The organism is Pedobacter sp. WC2501 (genome assembly GCF_052682415.1).
In genome coordinates, this window is record NZ_JBQZFI010000001.1 from 6,039,263 (window position 1) to 6,058,964 (window position 19,702).

Genomic DNA, 19,702 nt, shown 5'->3' on the forward strand with positions numbered 1-19,702 from the left:
TGATTACAGTTCAAACTTAAAAAATATTTTCAAAACATTACAATACTTTTTAATTTTTTTTAAAAGTTAATTATAAACTTGCCATAAACAAAATGGGCGAATAATCTTTCGATTATTCGCCCATTCTAAAGAATTATATTTTATTAATGAATTCCCATAAATAACCTGCTCCATCTTATTTTATGCAAGAAAGATGCTGTACTATCCCAGCTCATCCAAACAAATAAAGCTTTACCCACAATATGGTCTTCGGGTACAAAACCCCAATAACGCGAATCGGCCGAATTGTGGCGGTTATCCCCCATCATCCAATAGTAGTCCATTTTAAAAGTATAGGTAGTGGCAACCTTATCGTTAATATACCAAACACCTGATTTTTGCTCTACTTTATTTCCTTCGTAAGTCCTGATTGCCCTGTAATACAGCGGCATGGTATTGCTGTCGATTTTCACAGTCCATCCTTTTGAAGGGATTTTAACAGGACCAAAGTTATCCCTGTTCCAAACCCTGTTTGGATCGTTCGGAAAAACACCACCTGGAACGTCTCCGGCAGGATCAGGACTTAAGGTAACTGACTTTACAAAATCGAAAGTTTTCAGTTTTTCCACAATTTCCGGAGATGCATCCACAACGTATGTCTTATCTGCAATAGCAGGTGTTCCTCCTAAATTCAGCTTAAATTCATCAAGTACAGCATAATTAAAATCCATGGTTTTAAACTCGATGCGATAAGGCATCATACCTGTGTTTTTTAAAGGTTCATTTTTGCCATTTACATTGGCGACACCATTGCTCATCGAAATTACGTCGCCCGGAATACCAATACACCTCTTAATAAAATTCTCGCGTTTATCTACCGGACGATCTACTATTGTATAAGTACTCCTCACCTGTTGGCGGCCCATACTACGCACCAAAGTATAATAACTTTCCGCCTGATTTTCTACAGCAACCGTATCGCCCTCAGGAAAGTTAAATACCACTACATCGTTTCTTTTAATTTTAGATAAACCTGGCAAACGGTGATATTTCCACTGTACACCATCCCAATACGCTTTGGTTGAAGTGGTTAAAGGCATCGTATGATGCGCGAAAGGAAAAGCAACCGGGGTCATCGGAATACGTGCACCGTAATTAACTTTACTCACAAAAAGGAAATCGCCTATAAGCAGAGATCTCTCCATCGAACCAGACGGAATGGTATAAGCCTCTATAAAAAATACGCGGATGATGGTTGCAGCCACTACTGCAAAAACAATTGCATCAACCCACTCGCGGGTTTTAGTTTTTTTCTTCTTTGGGGCATCTTTTTTTCGTTGCCAGAATTTATAATTCATATATCTTATTTTTGGTTTCGCGATTTATTTAATCGGCTACCTGTTATCTGTAATCCTTCGTTGTGATTTCACAGATTGAGTGATTTCACAGGTTATATTGTGCTTTGGACTTTATTCAAAAATATCAGTAATGCTGAAAAATCCTTTTTTATCTTTCAACCATTCTGCTGCTACAACTGCACCTAAAGCAAAACCAGCTCTATTATGGGCAGTGTGTTTAATTTCTATTTCATCCACTTCGCTACTGTAAATTACAGTGTGTGTACCTGGAATATTTTCTATCCTGTGCGATTCTATCAACAATTGTTCTGCTTTCGGAAACAATTCTACGTCAGTTCCTACCACTTCGTTTAACCACTCTTGTTTTCTTTCCAGGTTATCTACAATCCCTTCTGCTAGCGTAATGGCTGTACCACTTGGTGCATCCAGTTTTTGCGTATGGTGTATTTCTTCAACCTGAACTTCGTAAGCCGGATAGTTATTCATCAGCTTTGCCAAAGTTTGATTAAGCTTAAAGAATAAATTTACACCAATACTGAAGTTAGACCCATAAAGCAATGTATTGTTACTGTTGCTGCAATCGTTTTTCACTTCCTGGAGTTTGCCATACCAACCGGTTGTACCCACAACTATTGGCACATTGGCATCAAAACAGGCGTCAATATTTTTTAAAACCGAATCAGGCGTACTAAAATCGATAGCCACATCAGCTGATTTTAAATTTTGTCTGGTTAAATCTTCCTGGTTATCGATCGTTATTTTCAAAACAATTTCGTGGCCACGTTCCACCGCAAATTTTTCGATAATCTGCCCCATTTTACCATATCCTAAAAGCGCAATTTTCATCTTTATATTATTTTCAGTTTCTGTTCTTATTTTTTATCCTTATCCCTAACAGCTAATTGCCACATCATCACAATTTCAAATGTAATATCCTTTTATTGATTTTCACGATGGTTTCGGCATTAAAATGTTAATGATAATTTTAGTGCAGGCGTTGCATTGAAACCGTATACCGAATTGGTATTAATCATAGATGGCATTACCTTAAAAGAAAGGTTATCGTCTATATTGAAGAAATGCAAACGGGCTGCAACGTAGGCATCTACTATATTGGCAAAATAAACCAAACCGTAAGAGAACAATACAATTTGTTTATTCCTTCTATAGGTATCTTTACCTGTTGTTATTCCTTGTGTAGAATACCTTGTAGTTACCTTGTCTGCGTTTACAAATGGGCCATCTGGATTTGGTTTATCATTGTGATCGTTGCGATACTGTAGCTCTGTCAAGTAAAGATCATATTGTTTGCTACTTTCGATGTACGACATGGTAAGCACAGTTATCCCACCATAAATAGCCGCAATTTTGCCGCCGGTATACAGTTTTTGAAAAAACTGGCTTTTTCCTGCTCTTGTACCATAACCATCGTTTAGCAGTTGCATATTATATAACTGCCCCCAACCTGGTATAATCATCGATCTGAAAACAGCTTTTCTGCCAGCAACCTTACCAGGATTAACATACTTTGCTTTCATCGAATCCTTTCTCGTCATCGGTTTTTTAGCCGCAGTATCTAAAGATTTAGATAATTTAATTTTCGAGGTGTCAGCAGGTTTCAATAACGTATCCTTAACCTGCGCCGAGGCTAAGTTTACAAGGAAAAGTGTAAATGCAGCAACCAGTAAGAAAAGCTTAGTTTTTTGCATTACCAGTCTAATAACTCCAGAATTCGGTTCAAATCATCATCGCTCATAAAAGGAATTTCTATCGCCCCTTTACCATTCTGGGTTACTTTTAACTTTACACGGGTAGCAAATTTAGAGGCCAGATCATCCTGTAATTTTTGATACTGAAAAGAAACAGCTTTTTCTTTCGGTTTTTCACCGGCTTTTAAAGGTATGTGCTGCAGATTACGCACAAGTTCTTCGACTTTACGTACAGATAAGCCCTTTTCTAAAATTTCCTGGTGAATAAACAACTGTTTGTCCACGCCATCAACATTAATTAAGGCCCTTGCGTGCCCCATAGTAATTTTCTGATCGCGGATGGAAGCCTGAATAGCAGGAGGAAGTTTTAACAAACGCAGGTAATTGGTCACCGTGGTACGGTTTTTACCTACACGTTCGCCTAATTGTTCTTGTTTTAATCCCACCTCATCTATCATCCGCTGAAAACTCAATGCCACTTCAATGGCATTTAAATTTTCGCGCTGAATATTTTCGATTAGGGCCATTTCCAACATCTGTTGGTCGTTGGCACTGCGGATGTAAGCAGGAATCTGTGTTAAACCAGCTAGTTTTGACGCCCTGAACCTACGCTCACCTGAAATGAGCTGGTATTTGTTTGCGCCTAATTTTCTAACCGTAATGGGTTGTATTAAACCTTGTACTTTAATCGAATCGGCAAGTTCATTTAATGCTACCTGGTCAAATTCGGTACGGGGCTGGTATGGATTGGTTTCAACTTCAGTTAAACTGACATGACTGATATTGCCAATCTGCTCGGTTTCGCTCACAGCATTTACCTGCTGTTTCGGCGGATGAGCAGATTCGCTATCATCTAAAAGCGCACTTAACCCTCTTCCTAAACCTGTTTTTCGCTGAAAAGATGTCATCTATAATTTATAAAGTTGCTGTTCCTATGTTTTCTTCTTCCTTTAAAAGGCCATTTTTCTTCACAATTTCGCGGGCAAGGTTAAGGTAGTTAATGGCACCTTTGCAATTTGCATCGTGCATAATAACCGAAACGCCATAACTAGGTGCCTCACTTAAACGTGTATTGCGCTGAATAATGGTATCGAAAACCAGTTCATGGAAATGCGTTCTCACCTCTTCTACCACCTGGTTCGATAAACGCAAACGCACATCGTACATGGTTAATAAAATACCTTCAATCTCCAGATCAGGGTTTAAACGGTTCTGAACAATTTTGATGGTATTTAATAACTTGCCTAAGCCTTCAAGCGCGAAATACTCGCACTGAACAGGAATAATAACCGAATCGGCTGCCGTTAAAGCATTGATGGTAATTAAACCTAAGGAAGGAGAACAATCGATGATAATGAAATCATACTGATCTTTGATTTTCTCCAAAACCGCTTTCATTTTATACTCGCGGTTGTTGAGGTTAATCATCTCGATTTCCGCACCAACCAGGTCGATGTGGGCAGGCAGTAAATCTAAATTTGGTGTATCTGTTTTTTGGATGGCCTGTAAAGGGTCAATATCATTAATGATACACTCATAAATACTGTCTTTAATATTCCGGGGATCGAAACCGATACCTGAAGTTGAATTTGCCTGAGGATCAGCATCTACCAGTAAAGTTTTATATTCTAGTACGGCTAAACTCGCAGCCAGGTTTATAGATGAAGTTGTTTTACCAACGCCACCTTTTTGATTTGCTAATGCAATAATTTTGCTCATCTATGTATCCGAAATTTACTTAACGTTTATTTGGGCTGTGTTATTTATGCTTTTTAATTGGCAAAAAGTTCTATTTTTGCGTTGTTTACGGCCTTTTTCACAATCAGCTAAGATACAAACTATATGGCAATTTTAGCAAGAAGCATGTTTGGGTTTTACACATCTTATTAACAATTATCCATGATCACAATTATAGCCGCAACCAACAGGCCCAATAGCAATACGCTAAAAGTTGCCAAATATTACCAGAAGCAACTAAAAGAAAAAGGTGCCGATGCCAATCTGTTCAGCCTGGAGCACTTGCCTATAGATGTTTTGAACACGGATATGTACGGTAAAAGATCAGCAGCTTTTCAGGAAATCCAGGATATGATCAATAACACCGAAAAATTCTTATTTATCATGCCAGAGTACAATGGAAGTTACCCGGGCGTATTAAAAGTGTTAATAGATGCCTCTAATTTTCCAGATAGTTTTTACGATAAAAAAGCGGCCCTGGTTGGAATTTCTTCTGGTAAATATGGCAATATCCGTGGCGTAGATCATTTTACAGGCGTTTGCCACTATATTAACCTGCATGTTTTACCCTTACGTTTACACATTCCAAATATAAAAACAGAGTTAGATACAGAAGGCAATTTAAGCCAACCAGATACGATTAAGTTTACCAACGAGCAGATAGAGAAGTTTATTAAATTCTAACCGTTATCATAAATGCTTCAACATCTGCTTTCCTAAAAAACAAAATTCAGATCTAATGTTTTTTTACTTTTGGAAAGCCAAACCTGTGTTTCATAGGAACATTTCTCCCTGCTCTTCGCTTTACTCCGTTGCACTCCGTGTTCGCTACGATCAGGTTTATAAACAAATAACAGTACTGTAAGACCCAAAGAATAATTTAATGCCGCCTTATTTCAGCACCCTGCAACCTCAAATATTATTACTCGCCTTGCCACTTAAACCCGATGGAAGCGGCACGCAGTAAAGCGGATAGCGGGAACTACACCGACCTAAATGCTTCCAAACCTGCTTTCCAAAAATAATATATAATCTTCTTTTGGAAAGCCCAGCCTGCATTTCATAAGAGTGTCAGTCCTACTCCGTTTGTAGTGCCGGCGTGAAGCCGGCAGCTACCACTTCATCCAATAGCTATTGGATCAGGTTTAGGAACAAAAAACAGTACTTTGAACTATAAAAAGTAAAATTTCATTTTGATAAAAACCCTTCCAAAATGAAAAGGTTTTTTTTGCTTCAAACAACGACAAAAACACCCTATAAACCTAAAAGACAACAACTTAAATAACAACCCAATATACTGGCATAGCTATTGACTACAGGCTAAACAGATACTATTTATTTAACCTTTGTTATATAATTTAGTTAATCAGGAAACACATTTAATTATAACCTATTTTTACACAAAAAGAGAGAAATTGCTTTGCGTTTCTTCGCGAAAAACTTTCCGCTCTTTGCGGTTAAACTAAAACAACATGAAACCATCAATGATTTACAAAACTTCACAATAAATAAGTAAATCATGATAGCTTCATCACCATTAAAAACAAATAAGAACAGATGAAAATAAAAACCAAGCTTCGCCTCGGATTCGGGTTTCTCTTTATAATCGTTTTATCATTCGGATTAATTGCGCTCTTTTTTTTAAACGAGCTTTCCAGTAAATCGAAGGTAATTCTTAAAGACAACTACAAATCATTGAAATATGTTGCAGCGATGCGCAATGTAATCGATCAGAACCGACTTCCACTAAGCAGCACTCAACTGGCTGTATTTAAGGAAAACTTGCAAAACGAAGGATTAAACATTACCGAATCCGGCGAAAAAGTGGCTTTCCATAAATTAAAAGCGGCTTTTAACATATTAAATAGCCCGGAATCGTTAACCATCAAAGAAAATAGCATTAAAAATTTACGCGTTGCGCTACAAAATATTGAACAGGTAAATATGAAGGCCATTTATGACAAAAATGAGTTGGCTAACGAAACCTCATCGAGGGCAAACCTCTATATTATGATCGCCGCGACGCTGAGTTTTATCATCCTTTTTACATTTATTGTCAATTTTCCGGGTTTTGTGGCCAATCCACTTGCCGAGTTTAGTGCAGCAATTAAGCAAATCAGTCGTAAAAATTACAAACAGCGTTTGCATTTCGAAAACGAAGATGAATTTACAGAACTGGCAAACTCCTTTAACGGAATGGTGGTTAAATTAAATGAATGGGAAAACAGTAACTTATCTAAAATCAAATCCGAAAAGTCGCGCATTGAAGCCATTATTGCACAAATGCAGGATGCCATTATCGGCTTAAATGAGAAAGGTGAAGTACTCTTTCTAAACCATCTGGCTGCAAAACTGATGAGTCTGGATGAAGACAAGGTTATTGGTCAAAATGTAGCCGAACTGATGCAAAAAAATGAATTGCTCAAACGGATTATTAAACCTGACACCAATGATAATACCTTAAAAATTTATACTGATGAAAAAGAATCTTATTTCCTGCTGGAAAATCGCGAAATCATCATCCCAAATTATGAAGAGCAGGATGACAGCACATTAATTTCCTCATCTAAATCTGCAGGAAGCGTTTACACCTTAAAAAATATTACGCAGTTTAAAGAACTTGATGAAGCCAAGACAAATTTTATCGCAACCGTTTCGCATGAGCTAAAAACACCGCTTTCATCGATTAAAATGAGTTTGAAATTGCTCAATGATGAGCGTGTGGGCATGATGAACGAAGAGCAGCACGAGTTACTTAACCACATTAAAGAGGATAGCGACAGACTGTTAAAGATTACGAGCGAACTGCTTGACCTCTCGCAGGTAGAAACCGGTAATTTAAAACTCACATTTGCCGTAACCAAACCTGAAGAAATTGTGAGTTATGCGATTGATGCAGTTAAATTCCAGGCTGAACAGAAATTGATCCAACTGGTGCTTAACTGCGACCAAAACTTACCAAATGTAAATGCCGATATTCAGAAAACGGCCTGGGTAATGGTTAACTTTTTATCTAATGCATTGCGATACAGTTCAGAAAAATCGAAGGTAATCATTGATGTTTTCCAGAAAGACAATTTTATTGAATTCTCTGTTCGTGATTTTGGAAAAGGCATTGACGAAAAATACCAGAAAAGACTATTTGACAGGTATTTCCAGGTGCCAACCGATGGTCAGAATAAATCCGGTTCCGGATTGGGGCTTGCCATTTCTAAAGATTTTATCGAAGCCGAAAACGGAAAAATATGGGTTGTAAGCGCCATTGGTGAGGGCAGCAAGTTTTGTTTCAGTTTACCGGTTGTAGAGTAGATTCATGCTCTTTTTAATCGCAAAAGACGCAAAGGGCGCAGAGGCAAAATGGGAGATGGAAAACGGCACCGCCGAACGCTTTACTTTAAACTTGCAGATTAAAATCCTTTGTTTTTCTCACCATAAAGAACGCTAAGGGCGCGGAGATTGTAAGTTGTAACATAAATTCAACCTCTGTGCTCTCGGTGTCTTATCTCTGTTTACTCTGTGGTTAATCTTCTTACCACCGAGGACGCGAAGTTTTACACAGAGGATCACAGAGAAAAGATAGAAAATGGACGGCAGAAAATCGCATTGCCGAACGCAAACCGCCTAGCGCTTACACAATATATGGCTCCATTTCCTTATCAATGCTTTTACGCAGTTCCATTAATTTAATGGCATAACCATGCATGGCAATTTCTTTTTCGGTTTTGGGTTTAAAAGCCGGAATTGCCTTTGGCTGCCCATTGTCATCAACTGCAACAAAAACAATAATACAGTGGGTATTCTTCACAAAATCGGTTTGACCTACTGGTTTAGAAAAAGCATCAACGGCAATATGCATACTGGTTTTACCCGTATAAATAATGCGTGCTTCCATTTTAACCAGATGCCCGATATGAACCGGGTGAAAAAACCTGATGCCACCCACATAAACCGTTACACAATAAGTTTGGCTCCACTGCAAGGCACAGGCAAAAGCAGCCTGATCAATCCACTTCATCATCATCCCACCATGCACCTTACCTCCATAATTAACATCAGAGGGTTCGCTTAAAAATTGAAGTTCGATGTGGTTTTTGGTTCTGGCCATGCTGTTAATTGCTTTTTAATGTATCTGCTAAGATATTATAAAATAAGATATTTTTCTGCGGTCAGCTGTTATGATCTGTTGAGGTGACCCGGCACAATAAAAAAATAGTCCCGCAGATTAAGATGATTACCGCAAATTGATTGTTTTTTCTGCGGTAATCTGTGAATTCGTGGGAAGTAAACTTACCTGAAGTCGTCATCCTGAGTTCATCTCAGGATCTAACTGGTGTAATTGATACTGAAATAAATCCGATAGCTATCGCATCAGTAAACGAAACTAATTTATCTGTATCAATCTGTGTTTATCTGTGGCAAAAAACTATACAAAAAGTTGTAGCGAGACGCTACAACTAGAAAGACCACCACCTTAAAGGTCGAAATCCTTATTGTCAGTTGGTAACAACTGACACCACTAAAATAGTATTCATCTCAGGATCTAATTTGCATAATAGATCCTGAAACAAGTTCAGAATGACGATACGATATAAAAATCGGGACGGGATGAGGTACTGTGAGTTACTCTAAAAGCAAAGTATCATCATCCTCATCAGTTAAACTCAATTGCACACTATCGCTACCGGCAATTCCTTTAAACGTAATTGATGTTGACTATCTTTAATGCTGTTCTACCATTTCATTACGCTGTTCTTGCATTTTACGCTGAAAAGCAAGTTCCATTTCTCCTTCCTTTATGAATGTGTAATGGAGTTTTGCACCATCATACCCTAAAGCACTTTCGACCTGATTTCATGACCAGCGGCAAGGATTTTACTGACCGGGCATTTTGTCGCAATTTCTTCCAGTCTGATTTTCTGTTCTTCGGTAAGCACACCAGTACAGGTAATTTCTTCCAGAAATATCGTTTCACCGTTTTCGGTATCAATGTTTACTTCCACTTCGATTTTATCAATAGGCCATTCTTTTCTATCGGCATACATCCTTAAGGTGATGGCTACACACGATGCCAAAGAAGCCATTAATAATCCCTTGGGGGCAAAACCTTTATGCGTTCCTCCTAACTCTAAAGGTTCGTCTACTATAATATCATGAGAACCATTGGTTACCGAACAGGCATAATGTTCTTTATTTATTGTTGCTTTTACCATGTAAATTGATTTTAGTATTTCAAATATTGTGCTTTAACTTTAAACTTAGGTAAAAGTCTGGTTTTTTTTAAGCAAATGTTGGAATTACAGCAGGTGCAATCCCGTCATTTTGCAATAGTTTCGAATTCCATTCAGAACTACCCCGCTGTTTTCGGGTTTAAAGAATGATGTCCTACTCTCTGTCTAATAGTTTGTTACCCAAAACACCAGGCCTATTGTATAATGATACGCTCAATGAAGAATACTTTGGTTAGTAATGCCATCCAAGCCCATAATCTGTCTCTGGCAAAACCGGAACTTTTTCCAAAAAAACTACTGCACTAGCTTTCCAAATTAAAAAATATCAAACATTATATCAGGCGAATTGTTCATTTATAAAACCACATGATCATGAAATACAGAAAGTTAATCGGAAAATATTTAAAGCACGAATCGGATAACAGTGCAAAAATAGCACTTGCCTTAGTGGCTGGTTTAGCAGCCGGGGCAGTAATTAGTATTTTATTTGCTCCAGATAGCGGTGCAGGCACCCGTGGAAAAATTGCTGGCGGAGCAAAAAACCTGCGTTATGGCTTTCAAGACAAATATAACCTGTTAAAAGAGAAAGTTTTTGGCGTAGAAGCCATTGAAGAAGATATTGTTGAACATGAAGTGCCTCATTTTAAACATACTGTTGCTAAAAAACGTAAATCAGATGTGAAAGAGATCCTGGAAAACGCCCATGAAAATGGTCAGGTACAGGAAGGCCAAGGATAAAAAACACAAAAAGATAATGGGGGCATTTGCGTGGATTAATTAATCCATGCAACCTTTTTACCCTTTAAAATTTCTTAGTTTATACAGGATCATTGCTGTAAATATTTTTTATTCCCGCGAAAATTTTCGCCTTTCCTTATTAAATCGATATCCAGCCAATTTTATCGAAAATATGGGATTTCAATTAAATGTTTGATCGCCTGGCTTGGTAATGGTTCATTAGTCAAGAGAAGAAACTAATGAACAACTGACCATTGGAATAATGAACTGCCTTATCCTTCAATCGCTTTCCAAAGCATATCTTTCAACTCTAAAATATTTTTTTCAGCTACTGAAGAGATAAATATAGATGGGATATTTGGCAGATCCTGTTTCATTTCTTCCATTAGTTCTTCATCTAACATATCTGATTTGGTAATGGCCAAAACGTGTGGCTTTTGCATTAATTCAGGATTGTAGGACTCCAATTCACTTTTAAGGATTTCGTATTCTTCTTTAATTGAACGGCTTGTATCAGCCGGAACCATAAATAACAGTACCGAATTACGCTCTATATGACGCAGGAAACGGTATCCTAAACCTTTACCCTTTGACGCACCTTCGATAATTCCAGGTATATCGGCCATTACAAAAGATTTTCCGCCTCTGTAACTTACAATACCCAGATTAGGAACTATGGTAGTAAAAGGATAGTCGGCAATTTCTGGTTTAGCCGCCGAAACTACAGAAAGTAAAGTTGATTTTCCTGCATTTGGGAAACCAACGAGGCCAACATCGGCTAAAACTTTTAATTCTAAAATGTTCCAAACCTCCTGTCCCTGCTCACCTGGTTGTGCAAAGCGTGGTGTTTGTTGAACAGAATTTTTAAAATGCGCATTACCCAAACCTCCACGGCCACCAGCCGTTAAAATCTTAGTTTCGCCATCTTTGGTTATCTCAAAAAGGATTTCTCCGGTTTCAGCATCTTTGGCGATGGTACCAAGCGGAACCTCTAAGATTTCATCCTTGCCTTGTTTACCGAATTTATGGGAACTACCACCAGCACCACCATCTTCTGCGATGATATGCTTACGGTATTTAAGGTGTAACAATGTCCAGATATGAATACTGCCTTTAACGATAATGTGGCCACCACGACCGCCATCACCACCATCAGGACCACCCATTGACGTTAAAATATCACGGTGTAAATGTGCCGAACCTGCCCCGCCCTTACCAGAACGGCAACAAATTTTTACATAATCTACGAAATTCGAACCCTGTGACATATTTTAATATTGAAATGTTTACTATTGGAACGTTGAAATGACAACGCCTTTAAAATTAAAGAGTTATAACGTTTTAACATTATAACTCCTTTTATGTTTTGAATAACGGATCGGGAATTAATTAACGCCTTTCCTTTATACTGCTAACTGAACTTTATACTTTATACTTTATACTGATCAATTACAGCGCAAAGATCATTATAAACTGTTTCTATTTCACCAATTCCATTTACTTTATTCAACTTTCCTTGCTCTTCGTAATAAGGCAATACATGGATCGTTTTGTCAAAGTATTCTGAAATCCGTTTTTTCAGTTTTTCAGCATCATCATCTGGACGACCACTGGTTTTATGACGCTCAGCAATACGTTTTGTTAACTCGTCCTGATCAACATCTAAAGCAATAACACCAGCAATTTTACTGCCTTTACGCTCTAAAAATAAATCAAGTTCAATTGCTTGCGGAACGGTACGCGGAAATCCATCAAACACAAATCCCTTAGCATCAGGATTTTTATCTACCTCCTCTTCAAGCATGGCAATTGTAATGGCATCAGGAACCAATTCTCCGTCAGCTAGCAATTGACTTACTTTTTTTCCTAATTCGGTTTCTCCTTTAACGTGTGCTCTAAAAAGATCGCCTGTTGAAACGTGTACCAACTGATATTTTGCAATCAGTTTTTCAGATTGGGTGCCTTTACCCGCCCCTGGAGGGCCAAAGAGAACTAAATTAAGCATTCAAGTTGTTTAGGTTATCTTCAAAAATTAAAAAAGCCTTATTCCTATGGCTCAGTTATAAGTAATATTCAAATCACTGATTAATAGGATTAGACATTGCTTACTTTCAAGGCTGCAAATATATAATTATTAATTTAGATGCCATTTAAAATTGATAATTTATTTAGAAAAGCGCTATTTTAGTGACATTTACCTTATTCTAAGAAGAATCTTGTGCCATTTTTATATTTGACAGAATTTTCCTCAAATACTAAGTCAAATAAGCAAAAGATTCTTTTTAAATTTTCATCAATTCTTGTTAAGAATTTAAATATTTGAAACAATTTATTGTATTTACATGGCCCCATCCATTCGGCACAAGCAAAAATAATTCAACCCAGACAGGAAGATGCACTCAGATATGAAAAAATCGGTGTTGATCTGTGTGCGTCTGTGGTTAAAACGCTTAACTTAATGAAATTGCCTAACGGCATCGTCATGCTGAACTTGTTCCAACTTCCTTCTTGCCAGATAGCCCCCTGAAATAACACCGGAGTTTTTAGCGACCATAAAGTTCGGTTTCTGCTTTTAGCCACTTTATCGTTTTCTCCTCTATAAATTGCCCATCTGCCCTCCACGACCAATTGCCTGTTGCCTTACCAGGTATATTCATCCGGGCAGTTTCATCTAATTGCAGGATATCCTGCATGGGGATAATGGCAATTTTGGCAATTGAAGCGTAACAGAGCCTGATCAGGATGGCATTGATATTACTTTCATTCACCTCCGCACCTATGTACTTCGAAAGCCGTTGTCTAAGGTTTGCATCTGTTTCATTTTTAAACCAGCCCAGGGTGGTATTATTATCATGCGTTCCGGTGTAAACAATAAAATTTGCCGAATCGTATAGATGCGGAATATGCACCGATCCGGCTAAATCTTTGCCAAAAGCAAATTGCAGTACTTTCATTCCAGGCAATCGGAATTGCTTTCTCAACTGCTCTACATCCGCTGAAATTTCACCCAGATCTTCGGCAATAAAGGGAAGCCTGCCCAATTTCTTTTCCATTGTTTTAAAAAATATCGCACCAGCTCCAGGCTTCCATGTACCATCTACGGCATCTTCATTACTGGCCTTAACCTGCCAATAAGTAGAAAAGGCCCTAAAATGATCTAAACGGAGGAGATTGTACAGCTGTTGGTTTTTCTTTAACCGGTTTTCCCACCATTTAAAATCATCTGCTTTCATCTTTTCCCAGTTGTATATCGGCATGCCCCAGAGCTGCCCTTTTTCATTAAAATAATCGGGAGGAACGGCAGCAACCTCCGTTCTGTTTCCGTTTTTATCCAGTAGAAAATTTTCACGCTGCGCCCATATTTCAACGGAATCATAATCGAGGTAAAATGGGAGATCGCCAATCAGGCCTATGCCTTTCGCATTTGCATATTCTTTTAACCTGTACCATTGGTGATAAAAAACAAATTGGTTCCATTTTATTTCTTCAATTTCAGACTGATTGCTTTTTTCAAATTCAATGATGGTTTCAGCAACCTTTAATTTAAATTTTTCTGGCCAGTTAAACCATTCTTTACCCTTAAAATATTGCTTTATGCAGGTATAAAGTGAAAAATCAGCTAACCAACTTTGCTCATTTTTGCAAAACAGGTTAAATTTATTGACCAGGTTTTCGTTACCTTTAATTTTAAACAATTGATAGGCCTTATTTAAAGTCCGCTGTTTCATTTCTTCTACTTTTTCGAAATCTACAGGCCCCGCTTCCGGTAACATACAGGCGTTCAAATCACTTTCACTTAAAAGGTCTTGGTCAAATAAGCGTTCAGGACTGATCAGCATCATGTTTCCGGCCATGGAAGAGTTGCTGGAATAGGGCGAATACCCAGTTTCTTTTTTAGTTGGATTAATCGGTAAAACCTGCCAGTATCGCTGACGTGATGCAGCAAGAAAATCTACAAATTTATAGGCACCGGGGCCTAAATCGCCAATGCCAAAACGGGACGGCAAAGCACTAATGTGCATAAGCACGCCCGCAGAACGCGGATTATTATCTGGAATTAACTTAATTACCGCCAACTGCATGTGGTTAAACAATTGGCTGATCAGGATACCTTCGTATAAGGGATCTTTGTACTCCTTTTTCCCCGTCAGCAAGTTTTGCCAGCCAAGAGGAGCCTCATTTGGCAACAATATCTGGGTATCTTCCCAATTAAAATTATCAGCTGCTACATTTTGATTTTTACAGCATTTAGCAAACCCCAAAGGAACCACGGTGATTAACCATTGCTGTTTATATTGCCTTGCAAAAGCACAAATATGCTGGCTATATTTACCCTGAACTTGCAAAGGAAAGTACGCTCCACGCTCAAAAACTTCTGACTCGGATTTTCTGATCTTTAGCAAAGTTTTAGTTAGCCACATTTTGATCTTTCCCGAAAACCTGTCTTCCCAAAGTTTTTCAAAATTAGCAGGCACATCAAATGCTGCCATCAGATCCGTCCTATCTTCATAATTAACAGGTCTTCTGTTATCTGGATCAACAAGACTTAAATCCCACAATTCCGTTCCCTGATAGATATCCGGGATGCCCGGACAAGTGAATTTCAGGGTAAGCTGAGCTAAACTATTGATAACTGCAAAATCGGAGATGCGTTTTAAAAAATTTCTGATTAAACTATTGCTCTCCTGCTTTTCAGTTAAAATAGCCTGCGAAAATTCGGTGAGTTTTTCCTCGTAATTTTCATCTGGATTTGCCCAGTCTGATCGCTTTTTCGATTCCCGTAATGCTTTTACAATAAACTGTGCCAAACGGTTTTCGATTTCATGATCATCATCTTCATGAAAGGGCAAAGCACCAATAATGGTCTGCAGGACTAAATAAACATCATTATCATGTAATAGATTAAAAGACGCATGCTGTTTTTTTAAGGATTCGAAGGTTTTTTTTAGTTGCTGCACCAATTGAGACCACTCATCCGGAAGATCGCTAAGTACATTTAATCTTGCCCTAACATCTTCTCCTTTTTTGGTATCGTGGGTGGAACTTCCATTGATGCTAAATGGCCAGTCTTGTTGGCGTTTATGCATTTCATTATGAAATGCAGGCACTGCCATTCCAAAAGCATCAGGTGCATCGCCTACTTCGGCATGGCCTATAAAACGGTTATAGGTAAACATGGCAGTATCTTCTACCCCTTTGGCCATTAGCGGACCTGTAAACTGCATACAACGCTGAAAAAAATGACTCACCTTTTTGTTGTAGTAGGCGTTTGCCTGCTTTGGAGTTTCAAGAAAGACTTTGTTCAACAATTCTCCTGCTTTAGCCAGCTTTTTATGATGGAGAATGGGTGTAAGCAGATTTTTAATATGATGTGATTCTTCCTCTGCCAGTGGAAAACGATAGTTATAATACCGGTATACAGGCATGGCGATAAGCATTTCGGCAAACGCCCTTTTAAGATCAGCTTGCTTAACGATCGAAAAATCTGCCAGTTTAAGTGCCAAAAAGAGTTCAAACAAATTATCAAGTTCGCCCTGCATGTGCTTAAACAAGATGTTACTTTTCTTTTCGTAAATCAGCCTGGATGGATCGAGTTTTTTACCTGTTACTTCCTGATAAAGTTTATTAAAGGGCTTTTCTGCTTCTTTGTTTGTAAAAAGGTTGTTTACCATTGCCAAAAAATCGTAGCCGGTACTTCCCTGTACTTTCCAGTTTTTAGGTAACTCTTCACCGCTTTCGAGAATTTTTTCTACGACGATATAAATATCTTTACCAACAGTTTTCCGAAGCCTTTGTAAATATTCCTTAGGATCAGATAAGCCATCAACATGATCAATCCGCAAACCCTGGAAAACGCCTTTATCAATCAATTCAAAAATGTAACGGTGATAAAGATCGAATGTTTCCTGATGTTGCATATTGAGGCAGATCAGGGCGTTGACAGTAAAAAACCTGCGATAGTTAATGTTATAATCGGTTTCCTGCCAGTTGCACAAGCGATAATGCTGGCTTTGGGCGATCCTTGTTAAAGCAGTAGAATCTGTATTTATATCCTTAAGGTTCTGTGTGGAAATGGTACTGGCTGTTTCCGCATTTAACGGCCAATTGGAATCGCCGTAACTTAAGTAGTATTTGCCTTTAATCTCGAGTACCTTTAATTTCTGCTCTGCAATTGCTACTTCAAGATCCTCACCTAAAAAAGGGACCATCAAACGTCCATCGCCTTTTTGCAGATCAATATCAAAAAAATGTACAAAATCAGATTCATCTCCCTTTTCCAGTATATCCATTAACCACATATTATCTGGATGAAAAGACATATGGTTGGGAACAATATCCTGGAGCCAGCTGATGCCAGCAGCTTTTAACTTTTTAGAAACTTTTATCAATTCGGCCTCGGTACCGATCTCAGGATTTATCTTCAGGGGATTCACCACGTCATAACCGTGTGTACTTCCGGGCATAGCCTCAAAAATTGGCGAAGCGTATATTGTGCCGATCCCCAGCTCTATCAGATATGGAATGATATGATCGAGGGATTTAAGATTAAAATTTTTATGAAACTGGATTCTATAGGTAGAAGTTGGTTTATACATCTGTTTTGTAAAGAATAAGAGTTGATTCGGGAAATAAAGTAATCTGGCCTTCAGCAGATATACTATTTGATTCAAGGGTTTGGCCTCCCCATTTTAGTAAAGCAGAATCTAACAGCACCGAGGCACGTTGAAATGCCGGATCAATGGAAAGGGTTTGTATTTGTTTTGAAAAATTGAATATGGCCATGATTTCTTCACTACCTTTCCAGCGTTTTAACACCAGGCAGTTTTTTTCAGAAAAGGCTTCCGCATGTACACTTTTCCGGTCCAGGTTAGCGAGTACGGTGTGTTGTTTCCGCAATGCGCTCAAAGTTTTATAATAACTGAGCATGATCTGGTGGTTTGGTTCAGTGATTTTTTCCCAGTCGAGCTTGGATCGTTCAAAAGTAGCTTCATCCTGGGGATCGGGTGTATCTCCATTATTGTGGAAAGCTGCAAATTCTGACTTTCTTCCTTTCCTTACTGCCTCTACCAGCTCCTCATCACTATGGCTCACAAAAAACTGGAAAGGATTGGTTTCTGCCCATTCCTCACCCATAAATATTAAGGGTAAAAACGGGCTGCAAAAAACTGCTGCAGCCATCACCTTTAACATTTCAAAACTAACCAGGGTACTGCTTCTTTCGCCCAGCATACGGTTACCGACCTGATCGTGGTTTTGTGAAAAAACAACAAATTTAGCACCTGAAACCTGTTGTACAGGCATTCCAAATTTGCGCTGCCGATGTGTAGAATACTGTCCAGTGTATACATAAGCATCCTGGTAAGATTTGGCGAGATCTGTTACGCCATTAAAATCTGAATAATATCCCTCTTTTATCTGTCCGGTACAAACCCGAAGTGCATGATGAAACTCATCGACCCACTGGGCATCCATTCCATAACCATATTCGCTTTGAGGCCGGATATAACGCTCGTCATTTAAATCAAGCTCAACGATCAATTGGTATGCCCTGCCCGTAAATTGGGAAAGTTTTTCGGTATACGTTTTAATCTCCGCCAGAATATGAACGGGACTGAAATCTTTAATTGCATGTACAGCATCCAATCTAAGGGCATCGATATGAAAATCCCTGAACCACATTAAAGCATTTTCGATAAAGAAATCACGTACTGCATCGGAGCCTGCATCATCAAAATTAATGGCCTTTCCCCATGGGGTATGGTATTTATCGGTAAAATAGTGACCAAAATCGGAGAAGTAGTTCCCTTCAGGCCCTACGTGGTTATAAACAACATCTAAAATTACGGCCAAACCCTTAGCATGACAGGTATTAACCAAATGCTGTAAAGCCAGTGGTCCGCCATAACTATTTTGCACCGCAAATGGAAATACGCCATCGTAACCCCAGTTTCTATTGCCCGAAAATTGTGCAACAGGCATAATTTCAATGGCTGTAATGCCAAGCTCAACAAGATAATCGAGTTTAGTTTCAATTGAGGCAAAATCTCCATCTGGTGTGAAGGTTCCGGTATGGAGCTCATAGATGATGAGATCATTCACGTCTACTCCTTTCCAGTCGGCATCCGTCCATTGAAAAGCATTTACATCAAATGCCGTAGAGCGTCCTTGAGGACCTTCTTCCTGAAATAAAGACGCTGGATCTGCACGATCAATTGTTTCTCCGTCGGTTAAAGGATTAACTTTAAAGACATATTGATCATGTGCTCTGAGCTGGCCTGTTTGCAAATACCAATAGCCATAACCTTCATCAACCAGCGCTAAATTAAGTTCGCGATCTGCTATTAAAATAGAAACCTGTGCGGCCAACGGTGCCCAAAGCCTGATTTCAGCTTCTCTGTTTTCATTAAAATTTAATCCAATATTTCTCTTTCGTATATCGATTTCCATTAAAGCACTTTAGAAAAAAAACAAAAAACATAAGCCAATAGTTTTGGAGGCAGCAAGCTCATTCCCAAAGTTCAAGAAAACTAAACCATCTAAAACTTCATCTGCAGGTCCAAAGATCTCTCCACTCCGCGTTGCTCCGGTCGAGATGACGACGGATTTTCCAGTTAATCAAGCCATTATAAATTAATAGTCTGTCTATTCAGTATTGCTTTTATCAGTCTGCTCATCATGATCCGAATCAGATTTTGATGTTTGTTCAGCCAGTTTCTCTGTAGCGTCATCATCCTGTTGAGCAGTATCAGCATCGCTCCCCTTTATCTGCGAAACCGGAATAACTCCTATTTTATCCTCGTTCTGTGTTTCGATCTCTTTTTTTTGATTTTCCATAGCTTTAAAGTTGTTAAATGATATTAGCGGGCAGATGAATTCTACCCTTATATGTAATGTGTTATGTACTCACCCGCAAAGGGTATAAGTACTCTGCAAACGCACTACATCATCATGG

At 38.6% G+C, this 19,702-nt stretch carries 15 protein-coding genes; 3 read left to right on the top strand and 12 right to left on the bottom strand.

Going from position 1 to position 19,702, the window contains the following annotated elements; all coding sequences use genetic code 11:
- Positions 1 to 143: 143 nt before the first annotated feature.
- The 5 genes from lepB to ACUN24_RS25225 form a co-directional block, all read right to left on the bottom strand.
- Positions 144 to 1,337, bottom strand: coding sequence for a signal peptidase I (gene lepB, locus ACUN24_RS25205; RefSeq protein WP_445564987.1), 1,194 nt, complete (start codon positions 1,335 to 1,337; stop codon positions 144 to 146).
- Positions 1,338 to 1,448: 111 nt separating this feature from the next.
- Positions 1,449 to 2,183 (bottom strand): 4-hydroxy-tetrahydrodipicolinate reductase, encoded by a 735-nt coding sequence (gene dapB, locus ACUN24_RS25210; RefSeq protein ID WP_445564988.1) that lies wholly within the window; start codon positions 2,181 to 2,183, stop codon positions 1,449 to 1,451.
- Positions 2,184 to 2,302: 119 nt separating this feature from the next.
- Entirely contained in the window at positions 2,303 to 3,046 is a 744-nt protein-coding gene (locus ACUN24_RS25215) for a DUF5683 domain-containing protein (protein WP_445564989.1), read from the bottom strand.
- Entirely contained in the window at positions 3,046 to 3,954 is a 909-nt protein-coding gene (locus ACUN24_RS25220) for a ParB/RepB/Spo0J family partition protein (protein WP_445564990.1), read from the bottom strand. Before ACUN24_RS25220 ends, ACUN24_RS25215 begins: the two co-directional genes overlap by 1 nt.
- 7 nt (positions 3,955 to 3,961) lie before the next feature.
- On the bottom strand, positions 3,962 to 4,765 hold the full coding sequence (locus ACUN24_RS25225; RefSeq protein ID WP_055912555.1) for a ParA family protein: 804 nt from the start codon (positions 4,763 to 4,765) through the stop codon (positions 3,962 to 3,964).
- 180 nt (positions 4,766 to 4,945) lie between these two features.
- Here ACUN24_RS25225 and ACUN24_RS25230 point away from each other — a divergent pair, with 180 nt between their 5' ends.
- The gene (locus ACUN24_RS25230; RefSeq protein WP_445564991.1) at positions 4,946 to 5,467 is read left to right on the top strand and encodes an NADPH-dependent FMN reductase; all 522 of its coding nucleotides are present in this window, start codon (positions 4,946 to 4,948) and stop codon (positions 5,465 to 5,467) included.
- 873 nt (positions 5,468 to 6,340) lie between these two features.
- Positions 6,341 to 8,092 (top strand): ATP-binding protein, encoded by a 1,752-nt coding sequence (locus tag ACUN24_RS25235; RefSeq protein WP_445564992.1) that lies wholly within the window; start codon positions 6,341 to 6,343, stop codon positions 8,090 to 8,092.
- 319 nt (positions 8,093 to 8,411) lie between these two features.
- Here the strand turns inward: ACUN24_RS25235 and ACUN24_RS25240 are convergent, their stop codons facing one another.
- On the bottom strand, positions 8,412 to 8,888 hold the full coding sequence (locus ACUN24_RS25240; protein WP_121283650.1) for an acyl-CoA thioesterase: 477 nt from the start codon (positions 8,886 to 8,888) through the stop codon (positions 8,412 to 8,414).
- Between the two features lie 724 nt (positions 8,889 to 9,612).
- Positions 9,613 to 9,993 (bottom strand): OsmC family protein, encoded by a 381-nt coding sequence (locus ACUN24_RS25245; RefSeq protein ID WP_138818194.1) that lies wholly within the window; start codon positions 9,991 to 9,993, stop codon positions 9,613 to 9,615.
- Between the two features lie 390 nt (positions 9,994 to 10,383).
- Between ACUN24_RS25245 and ACUN24_RS25250 the strand changes: the two genes are divergently transcribed.
- Positions 10,384 to 10,749, top strand: coding sequence for a YtxH domain-containing protein (locus tag ACUN24_RS25250; RefSeq protein WP_132400671.1), 366 nt, complete (start codon positions 10,384 to 10,386; stop codon positions 10,747 to 10,749).
- Positions 10,750 to 11,021: 272 nt separating this feature from the next.
- Here the strand turns inward: ACUN24_RS25250 and obgE are convergent, their stop codons facing one another.
- The 5 genes from obgE to ACUN24_RS25275 all read right to left on the bottom strand — a co-directional run bounded on the left by obgE (position 11,022) and on the right by ACUN24_RS25275 (position 19,584).
- A complete protein-coding gene (gene obgE, locus ACUN24_RS25255) occupies positions 11,022 to 12,017 on the bottom strand; it encodes a GTPase ObgE (RefSeq protein ID WP_029277724.1) in 996 nt (331 codons plus the stop codon).
- A 161-nt stretch (positions 12,018 to 12,178) separates the two neighbouring features.
- On the bottom strand, positions 12,179 to 12,754 hold the full coding sequence (locus ACUN24_RS25260; RefSeq protein ID WP_121283653.1) for an adenylate kinase: 576 nt from the start codon (positions 12,752 to 12,754) through the stop codon (positions 12,179 to 12,181).
- A 538-nt stretch (positions 12,755 to 13,292) separates the two neighbouring features.
- Positions 13,293 to 17,345: a malto-oligosyltrehalose synthase gene (gene treY / locus ACUN24_RS25265; protein WP_445564993.1), complete on the bottom strand. Its 4,053-nt coding sequence runs from the start codon at positions 17,343 to 17,345 to the stop codon at positions 13,293 to 13,295.
- Positions 17,338 to 19,197, bottom strand: coding sequence for a malto-oligosyltrehalose trehalohydrolase (treZ, locus tag ACUN24_RS25270; protein WP_445564994.1), 1,860 nt, complete (start codon positions 19,195 to 19,197; stop codon positions 17,338 to 17,340). The genes treY and treZ overlap by 8 nt, the downstream gene beginning before the upstream one ends.
- Positions 19,198 to 19,392: 195 nt before the next feature.
- Positions 19,393 to 19,584 carry a hypothetical protein gene (locus ACUN24_RS25275; RefSeq protein ID WP_315423177.1) on the bottom strand — a complete coding sequence of 64 codons (192 nt, stop codon included), beginning with the start codon at positions 19,582 to 19,584 and terminating at the stop codon, positions 19,393 to 19,395.
- Between the last annotated feature and the right edge of the window lie 118 nt (positions 19,585 to 19,702).

What these genes read in the sequence shown, in the direction of transcription:
- ACUN24_RS25235 (WP_445564992.1), top strand. Translation starts at nt 6,341, where the DNA reads ATGAAAATAAAAACCAAGCTTCGCCTCGGATTCGGGTTTCTCTTTATA.
- ACUN24_RS25240 (WP_121283650.1), bottom strand. Translation starts at nt 8,888, where the DNA reads ATGGCCAGAACCAAAAACCACATCGAACTTCAATTTTTAAGCGAACCC.
- treZ (WP_445564994.1), bottom strand. Translation starts at nt 19,197, where the DNA reads ATGGAAATCGATATACGAAAGAGAAATATTGGATTAAATTTTAATGAA.
- ACUN24_RS25260 (WP_121283653.1), bottom strand. Translation starts at nt 12,754, where the DNA reads ATGCTTAATTTAGTTCTCTTTGGCCCTCCAGGGGCGGGTAAAGGCACC.
- ACUN24_RS25225 (WP_055912555.1), bottom strand. Translation starts at nt 4,765, where the DNA reads ATGAGCAAAATTATTGCATTAGCAAATCAAAAAGGTGGCGTTGGTAAA.
- ACUN24_RS25230 (WP_445564991.1), top strand. Translation starts at nt 4,946, where the DNA reads ATGATCACAATTATAGCCGCAACCAACAGGCCCAATAGCAATACGCTA.
- treY (WP_445564993.1), bottom strand. Translation starts at nt 17,345, where the DNA reads ATGTATAAACCAACTTCTACCTATAGAATCCAGTTTCATAAAAATTTT.
- dapB (WP_445564988.1), bottom strand. Translation starts at nt 2,183, where the DNA reads ATGAAAATTGCGCTTTTAGGATATGGTAAAATGGGGCAGATTATCGAA.
- ACUN24_RS25275 (WP_315423177.1), bottom strand. Translation starts at nt 19,584, where the DNA reads ATGGAAAATCAAAAAAAAGAGATCGAAACACAGAACGAGGATAAAATA.
- lepB (WP_445564987.1), bottom strand. Translation starts at nt 1,337, where the DNA reads ATGAATTATAAATTCTGGCAACGAAAAAAAGATGCCCCAAAGAAGAAA.
- ACUN24_RS25245 (WP_138818194.1), bottom strand. Translation starts at nt 9,993, where the DNA reads ATGGTAAAAGCAACAATAAATAAAGAACATTATGCCTGTTCGGTAACC.
- ACUN24_RS25215 (WP_445564989.1), bottom strand. Translation starts at nt 3,046, where the DNA reads ATGCAAAAAACTAAGCTTTTCTTACTGGTTGCTGCATTTACACTTTTC.
- ACUN24_RS25250 (WP_132400671.1), top strand. Translation starts at nt 10,384, where the DNA reads ATGAAATACAGAAAGTTAATCGGAAAATATTTAAAGCACGAATCGGAT.
- obgE (WP_029277724.1), bottom strand. Translation starts at nt 12,017, where the DNA reads ATGTCACAGGGTTCGAATTTCGTAGATTATGTAAAAATTTGTTGCCGT.
- ACUN24_RS25220 (WP_445564990.1), bottom strand. Translation starts at nt 3,954, where the DNA reads ATGACATCTTTTCAGCGAAAAACAGGTTTAGGAAGAGGGTTAAGTGCG.